We start from the raw sequence: 6,519 nt of genomic DNA, 5'->3' as shown, positions 1-6,519 counted from the left end.
CAGCTGCGCTGCCTGCACTACGGCGTGAAAACGCCGCAGAACAGGCAGCTATACGCCATTTTGCAAAGTGAAAACGTTTCACTACTTTTCACTTTGCAAAACAGCGCATAGCTGCGCGGGACGTTGGTGGTAATTTGGACACAGCTTCTAAAACAGAAAACAACAACTACTTCATGAACATAAAAGAACTACTGGAAAAGGCTGATGAATTGTATAATGAATCTATCTTGATTAATGAAAAAAATGACTCAAGCGAACTTGAAGAAAAGCTAAATTTAGCAATAAAATATTATGAAAAGTCTACTTATTTAGCTCCATTTGCTGCAATGTTATATTATAAAATAGCATTAGCATTTAAACTAAATAAAAATCAATTTAAATACTTTTTAAATGTCTGCATTAGCAAAAATATGGGATATAAAAATGCTATTGAATTATATAATAGAAATGAATTTCAAAAAGAAAACTCTCATTTTTTAAAAGAAAAATTCGTTTTTGTTATTGAGTTTGTTCATAGTAAAAATGAAATTGAGGAAATCTCATACTCAATGTTAAATAAAAAATTATACTTGTTAGATTCAATTGACACTAAAGTCAATAGAGTAAGCCTAAATAAAAACAATATTTTAATGAATGATAATGCCTTTAATTACGAATCTCTTTTTTGGTTTCTATTTTTAAGACTAACTATTTCGTCTAAAATAGTAACAAGTGATATAGCATTATTCCAAAAAGTCATCGACAATTTCAAAAATACTGAACTACTAAATTTATTTAACATCAAAGAAAAGTATTCAATAATAAATTTAGTAAATAGTCACTCAAATCAAAATTTTACAAACATAACACAAGCATATAACAATCTTTTTCCTAACAATGTATCACCTGAAAAGGGTTCTAATTACAAAATGCATTTAACGGTAGAATCTTTTCGAGAAATAGAAAAAAATCGTCTTTAATAATGAATAATTCAAATCTTGCAGAAATTTATAAAAACAGGATAAAAAGCTTACTTGATAAAGAGTATTATAATATTAATTCTATTGATGGCGTTGGATATTTTGGAAAAACTTATGAGGAATTAAAAAACTTAAAACCAACCGAAAAAGAAATTTTCGAGTTTAGAAAGTTAAAAGAGTTAAACTCAAATACCCAAGAATATAAAGACCTATATAGAAAACTTTCAATTTGGAGAATATTAGATTCATGTGTTGACAAAGAAAACAATTCAATAGCTGATTTAATTGATAAAATTAATCTTTTACAAAAACAGGAAGAAAATCAAAACAACCAAAAAAACAAATACGAATATTTACTTTTTTTTGATACAGAAACCACAGGGATTCCTAAAAATTGGAAAGCACCTATAACAGATTTAAACAATTGGCCAAGAATAGTTCAACTTGCCTATATATTAAGTGATAAAGATGGGAAAATTATTAATCAATCTGATTTTATAATAAAACCAGTTGATTTTAAAATTCCTGAAGAATCTTCTAATGTTCATGGTATTACTACTGACAAAGCTATTGAAGAAGGAATTCCTTTATCTTTGGCTCTACAAAGTTTTGACAACCTTGCAAAGCATTCAGGTGTTTTAGTTGCACATAACATTGAGTTTGATGAGAAAATTGTTAGAGCCGAATATTTAAGATGTAATATGACAGATTCACTTTCTAATATGAAAAGAATTTGTACAATGGAAGAATCAATTAACCTATGTGCATTGAAAGGTACTTATGGCTACAAATGGCCAAAATTGACAGAACTATATTTTAAACTATTTAACTCTGAATTAAAAGACTCACACAATGCTTCAAATGATGTAAAAGCTACTTTTGAATGTTATTGGGAATTAAAGAAAAGAAAAATAATATAAAAACTACCACCAACAATGGCTATAAGTAATTGCTTGTTCTCGCATACTTCTGAAAATCCTTGCGGATTTTCAGTTTGGTGTGTACTTGCAAAGTTAAGTGCTAAACCACGCAACTACTCATAGCCGAGACCGTTGGCAGTAATTAAAGCAAAAAAATAAAACTGGATTTATATGAGCAAAAGAGGAAGTCGAAACGCAACAAATTTTGCTGGTAAAAATTGGACAGTTGGTGGTAAATACAAAGGAAATAAATCCAAAACGAGCAAACACAAAGAAAAAAAACTCAAATTAAGAAAAGAACAATTTAATTTGATTTGTGCAAAATTTAATTTTAAAGTAACAACTGTTCACGATAAGATACTCTATGATTCCTTATTAAAAAAATACTCAAAATTACGAGCAATGAAAGGAAGTAGAATTGCCAAAAAGAGTATTGAAAATGTTGAATATTTTAAAACGTACTGTGACAAGAAAAAGGAAAAATTTGATATTGAAACATATTTTGAGAAAAAATTTAATCATACCAATTTTATAAAAAAATATCCTGAATTAAAATTTAAAGAAAATAACATTAAACGAGAAATCTCAAAAAATAAGATAAAGCAGAAGACTGCAAACAATACGATAAGTGAATTTATTTCACCTAATATATTATCGAAACTTAAAAAAGGAATGAAAAAATAACTACTGCCAATGTGTAATAAAAGGCAATTGCACTATGAAAAAACTAATACTGCATATTCCTCACTCAGGAAATAAAATACCAATAAAAGATGGTTACATTTTAGAAGACAAAGTTTTAGAAAATGAAATCTTCAAACTAACTGATTGGCATACTCAAGATTTATATTGTGTTAAAAATTGTGAAAGTATAATTTTTGAATATTCAAGAATTTTTTGCGATCCTGAAAGATTTTCTGATGATTTGCAAGAACCTATGGCAAAAGTAGGGATGGGAGTTTTATATGAAAAAACTGATGATGGAGAAACTATGAGAATTATCTCAAAAGAGTTAAGGCATAAAATATTAAATGAATACTATTTTAAGCATCATTCAAAATTAAATGATGCTGTGGAAAAGCAATTAAAACTAAATAATCGAGCATTAATTTTAGACTGTCATTCTTTTCCAAACATTCCAATGAAAAGAAGTCAACATAAAGTTGTCCCAAGACCTGATTATAATATTGGAACAGATAGATTTCATACACCAAAAAAATTAATAGATATTTCCGTAGACTTTTTTAAAAAAAGAAATTTCACACTTGGAATTGACTACCCATTTAGTGGTTCAATTGTGCCAATGGAATATTATCAAAAAAATAAAAAAGTTGAATCTATAATGCTTGAAATTAACAGAAAACTATACTTAAAAGAAGGAACAAATGAGAAATCGGAAAATTACGGAAAAACAAAAGAAGTAGTTCAAGAATATATTGAATTGTTAAAATCAGAATTTTAGTGTGGAAGTAACAAAAAAAACTATAAAATCATTTTCGGCAAAGGTCACATTCGGTCTTGAATTAGGCTATACAGGAGAATTACTTGAAAAGGCAAAAATCATAAAATACATTCAAAAAATTCAAAATGAATTAATTAAGAATAAAAATATATTTTTAAGCGTTTCAATATCTGAATGTAATATTGTTATGAGTGGTCAAGTTGAACCTCATTTATTATTAAGTTTTATAAATTATCCTAAATTCCCATTAAAAATTGAAGTTTTAAAATATGAAATTGAAGAATTAACAAGGAAATTAATGAGAGAATTTAAACAAAATAGAACTATTATTGAATATTTAGATGAAACTGTAATGTTTGAAAAAAATAAAAAAATTGACCCGAGAATAAAAAAATAACTACTGCCAACAATGTGTATAATTCATTGCTAGTTATAGCCCACTTACGAAAGTCCTTGCGGACTTTCTATCTGTGATTTATTTACTAACTTTAGTGCTTAAACACGCAACGAAATCATACACTAGACCGTTGGCAACAAGGCTAAGAGCGACACACATCAACCCCAGGAAAAAAGATTAAGTTTCGATTAATAAAAGGACTGGTCAAAAAAATAAGACCAGCCCTAAATAATAAAAAGTTAATCACGATTATCGCTGAACACCTAACTGGACTTTAGCACCGTTTATATGGACTTCATCCTGTGTTTCAACAGCAAAATAACCATAAGCCAAGGGTGCAGCCGCAGCTCGCTCAACGGCCTGCTCAAAAATCATATTCCATATTTTGCCACCTTGTTTTTCATACTCTGAAATTAAAGACTTGAGACTTTCTTCTCCGAAAACAGTGAGATGTCCTGAAAAATCTTGGGAAATATCACTGATTCGGGCTGTTGACCAGTCAATAATTCCACATACATTACCATCGGCATATGTTAGAATATGTCCTGCATACAAATCACCATGAATGAATTTTGTGAAGTTCGGCCACAGTGTATCATTATCCAACCACTTTTTGTAACGATTTTCTAAATCATTACTTATGCCCAGTTCGGATTTTACCAAGCGTAATCGTTCGGAAATCTCGCTTCTCAGACTTTCAGGTGTAGTAACTTCCAATCCATTCAGAACAACTTCTTCTTTCGGAATAGCATGGAGTTGCACCAAAATTTTAGCCAATGACTGAATGTAGTTTGGACTATCTTTATCCATATTCCAAGAAACCTCATAAGTTTCAGCATCATAAGTCAAAGCGGGTTTTCCATCCAATAATGGATACGCTACCAGCTCTTCGTTCGCAATTTTCCAATCTGGAACTTGCGCAGTGAGATGTTTGCAAACTAACTGTAGAATTAGTTTTTCCTTTGCAATCTGCTTACCCAAATCGGGTCTTCTGGGAATACGCAACAGCCATTGATTTTCATCTTTGTCTGTTGCAAAACCAACCTTGAAATCTATTCCCATTTCGTTGAATTTCATCTTGTCTGAAAGCATTAAACCATGTCTTTCTGCAAGTTTCTGAATGTCTGTATTTTTCATTTGTTTTATTTTTTTAAATTATTACCTAACTGCATAAGTTTCTCAGAGCCATACGAAAGCAACCCAATAACGATAGCCAAACATCCACTTATGATAAAAGTGATGTTTATACCTATATTTTCTGCAATCACGCCTGTGAACAATAAACCGATTATACTTGGCAATACCGCCAAACTGTAATAAAGAGAAAAGACTCGTCCCAGCATTTCAGGTTTTACTGTTATCTGGACAATAGCAGTAAAACATGCATAAAAAACAGATAAACCAATACCTCCAATTGCTGTTACCAGAACAAATCCAATGAACCATTCTTTTGGGAAAACTCCGCTAAGAAGGAATGTTAACCCCAATATGATATACATTGAATTAACCAATACAATCTTTGACATCCCAACTTTGAACAAGCCTAAAACAGCTCCACCAATCAGCATGCCTCCCCCCCAAACTATCTCAACAAGGCCCATTTCCCATTTTCCTCCTCCATAATGTCCTGTTGTCAGTAGTGGGAACATAATTGCAGCAGGCATGATGACAAAGGTGATAGCCATGGCATAAAGAAAAAGGTAACTTAAACCTCTATTTTTAGATACGATATGTAACCCATCTATAAATTCGGTTGATATTGTATGAACAGAAAATTTAGAACCTTTTATTGTCTGTGGTATTCTTACCATCATAAGCGAAGAAATTGCCAGTAATGCTCCAATCAAATCAAGATACAAAACATTTGAAATAGGCAATATGGCAATTGCCACTGTACCAAGTGCAGGACCACCAATACTACAAATCGAATGTAACATTTGATTAATACCAGCAACTCTTAGCAATTCTTTTTTAGGCACAATTAGCGGAGCCAAAGCTTGTAGAGCCGGTGAATGAAAGGCATTGCCAACCGAACGTAAACCTAACATGATATAAATCCATACAAGATTTACCGTTTCCTTGTTAAGGATAAATATCAAGACAATAGCACATACAGCAATGAAAGTATCAGAAAGAATCATGATACGTTTTCGATTAGTACGGTCTATATATACCCCTGCTAACGGGCCAATAATAGCTTGTGGCAATATTCCAGCTATACCTGCATATGCTAAAACCTCGGCGGATTGATACTCCAGACTAAGCCATATGACAATAGCAAATTGGACTGCATAACTTGTCAACATTGAAACAAATTGCCCAGCCCATATAAATATATAGGTGTTAAACCATTTTTGGTTCTCCATGAAATAAACTTGATTAAATTATACAACAATAAATGGATAGCACTGAGAAGAGCTATCTAAAAAAATGTGGGTATTTTGAGAATTACCCTATTATTTTATCCAAGGCTTTGCCATTTGTTGTATAATTTATTGGAAATAACCGCACAAAGGTAGGAAATATTTTTTTAAATTTGAAGAAATAAATAGTCTGAATTTGGATGTAAAAAAGCCCAGTTGCCAACAGCGTATATAATTAAGTGCGGTTTCGGTGCTGATAATCAGCATTATCTCCCGCATCAGCCTCGGTGCTTTTCGACAGGAAAGCATCCCGCAATCCGCACCTAATCATATACGCGGAACGTTGGGCACAAGGTTGAAAAAAAGCCAACCCTCGGCAGGCACATTTGGTTTTTTCCCTCCGCAACTCCCACCACAT

The 6,519-nt window shown here is 31.5% G+C and carries 7 protein-coding genes; 5 read left to right on the top strand and 2 right to left on the bottom strand.

Going from position 1 to position 6,519, the window contains the following annotated elements:
* Positions 1–173: 173 nt before the first annotated feature.
* The 5 genes from ACFSQS_RS15735 to ACFSQS_RS15715 all read left to right on the top strand — a co-directional run bounded on the left by ACFSQS_RS15735 (position 174) and on the right by ACFSQS_RS15715 (position 3,738).
* Positions 174–959, top strand: coding sequence for a hypothetical protein (locus tag ACFSQS_RS15735; RefSeq protein ID WP_388021127.1), 786 nt, complete (start codon positions 174–176; stop codon positions 957–959).
* 2 nt (positions 960–961) lie between these two features.
* Positions 962–1,879: a 3'-5' exonuclease gene (locus ACFSQS_RS15730; RefSeq protein WP_388021125.1), complete on the top strand. Its 918-nt coding sequence runs from the start codon at positions 962–964 to the stop codon at positions 1,877–1,879.
* A 171-nt stretch (positions 1,880–2,050) separates the two neighbouring features.
* Positions 2,051–2,563 (top strand): hypothetical protein, encoded by a 513-nt coding sequence (locus ACFSQS_RS15725; protein WP_388021123.1) that lies wholly within the window; start codon positions 2,051–2,053, stop codon positions 2,561–2,563.
* A gap of 34 nt (positions 2,564–2,597) precedes the next feature.
* Positions 2,598–3,341 carry an N-formylglutamate amidohydrolase gene (locus ACFSQS_RS15720; protein ID WP_388021121.1) on the top strand — a complete coding sequence of 248 codons (744 nt, stop codon included), beginning with the start codon at positions 2,598–2,600 and terminating at the stop codon, positions 3,339–3,341.
* A gap of 1 nt (position 3,342) precedes the next feature.
* Positions 3,343–3,738 (top strand): hypothetical protein, encoded by a 396-nt coding sequence (locus ACFSQS_RS15715; protein ID WP_388021119.1) that lies wholly within the window; start codon positions 3,343–3,345, stop codon positions 3,736–3,738.
* Positions 3,739–3,987: 249 nt separating this feature from the next.
* On the opposite strand, the gene mph is transcribed toward ACFSQS_RS15715, so the two are convergent.
* Together mph and ACFSQS_RS15705 are read right to left on the bottom strand one after the other, a co-directional pair.
* Positions 3,988–4,875 carry an Mph(E)/Mph(G) family macrolide 2'-phosphotransferase gene (gene mph, locus ACFSQS_RS15710; protein ID WP_038557444.1) on the bottom strand — a complete coding sequence of 296 codons (888 nt, stop codon included), beginning with the start codon at positions 4,873–4,875 and terminating at the stop codon, positions 3,988–3,990.
* Between the two features lie 5 nt (positions 4,876–4,880).
* The gene (locus ACFSQS_RS15705; RefSeq protein ID WP_038557445.1) at positions 4,881–6,104 is read right to left on the bottom strand and encodes an MFS transporter; all 1,224 of its coding nucleotides are present in this window, start codon (positions 6,102–6,104) and stop codon (positions 4,881–4,883) included.
* Positions 6,105–6,519 lie beyond the last annotated feature (415 nt).

The organism is Gelatiniphilus marinus (genome assembly GCF_042684345.1).
Taxonomy (GTDB): domain Bacteria; phylum Bacteroidota; class Bacteroidia; order Flavobacteriales; family Flavobacteriaceae; genus Gelatiniphilus; species Gelatiniphilus marinus.
This window is presented reverse-complemented; position numbering and strand designations above follow the sequence as displayed.

What these genes read in the sequence shown, in the direction of transcription:
- ACFSQS_RS15705 (WP_038557445.1), bottom strand. Translation starts at nt 6,104, where the DNA reads ATGGAGAACCAAAAATGGTTTAACACCTATATATTTATATGGGCTGGG.
- ACFSQS_RS15720 (WP_388021121.1), top strand. Translation starts at nt 2,598, where the DNA reads ATGAAAAAACTAATACTGCATATTCCTCACTCAGGAAATAAAATACCA.
- ACFSQS_RS15725 (WP_388021123.1), top strand. Translation starts at nt 2,051, where the DNA reads ATGAGCAAAAGAGGAAGTCGAAACGCAACAAATTTTGCTGGTAAAAAT.
- ACFSQS_RS15735 (WP_388021127.1), top strand. Translation starts at nt 174, where the DNA reads ATGAACATAAAAGAACTACTGGAAAAGGCTGATGAATTGTATAATGAA.
- ACFSQS_RS15730 (WP_388021125.1), top strand. Translation starts at nt 962, where the DNA reads ATGAATAATTCAAATCTTGCAGAAATTTATAAAAACAGGATAAAAAGC.
- mph (WP_038557444.1), bottom strand. Translation starts at nt 4,875, where the DNA reads ATGAAAAATACAGACATTCAGAAACTTGCAGAAAGACATGGTTTAATG.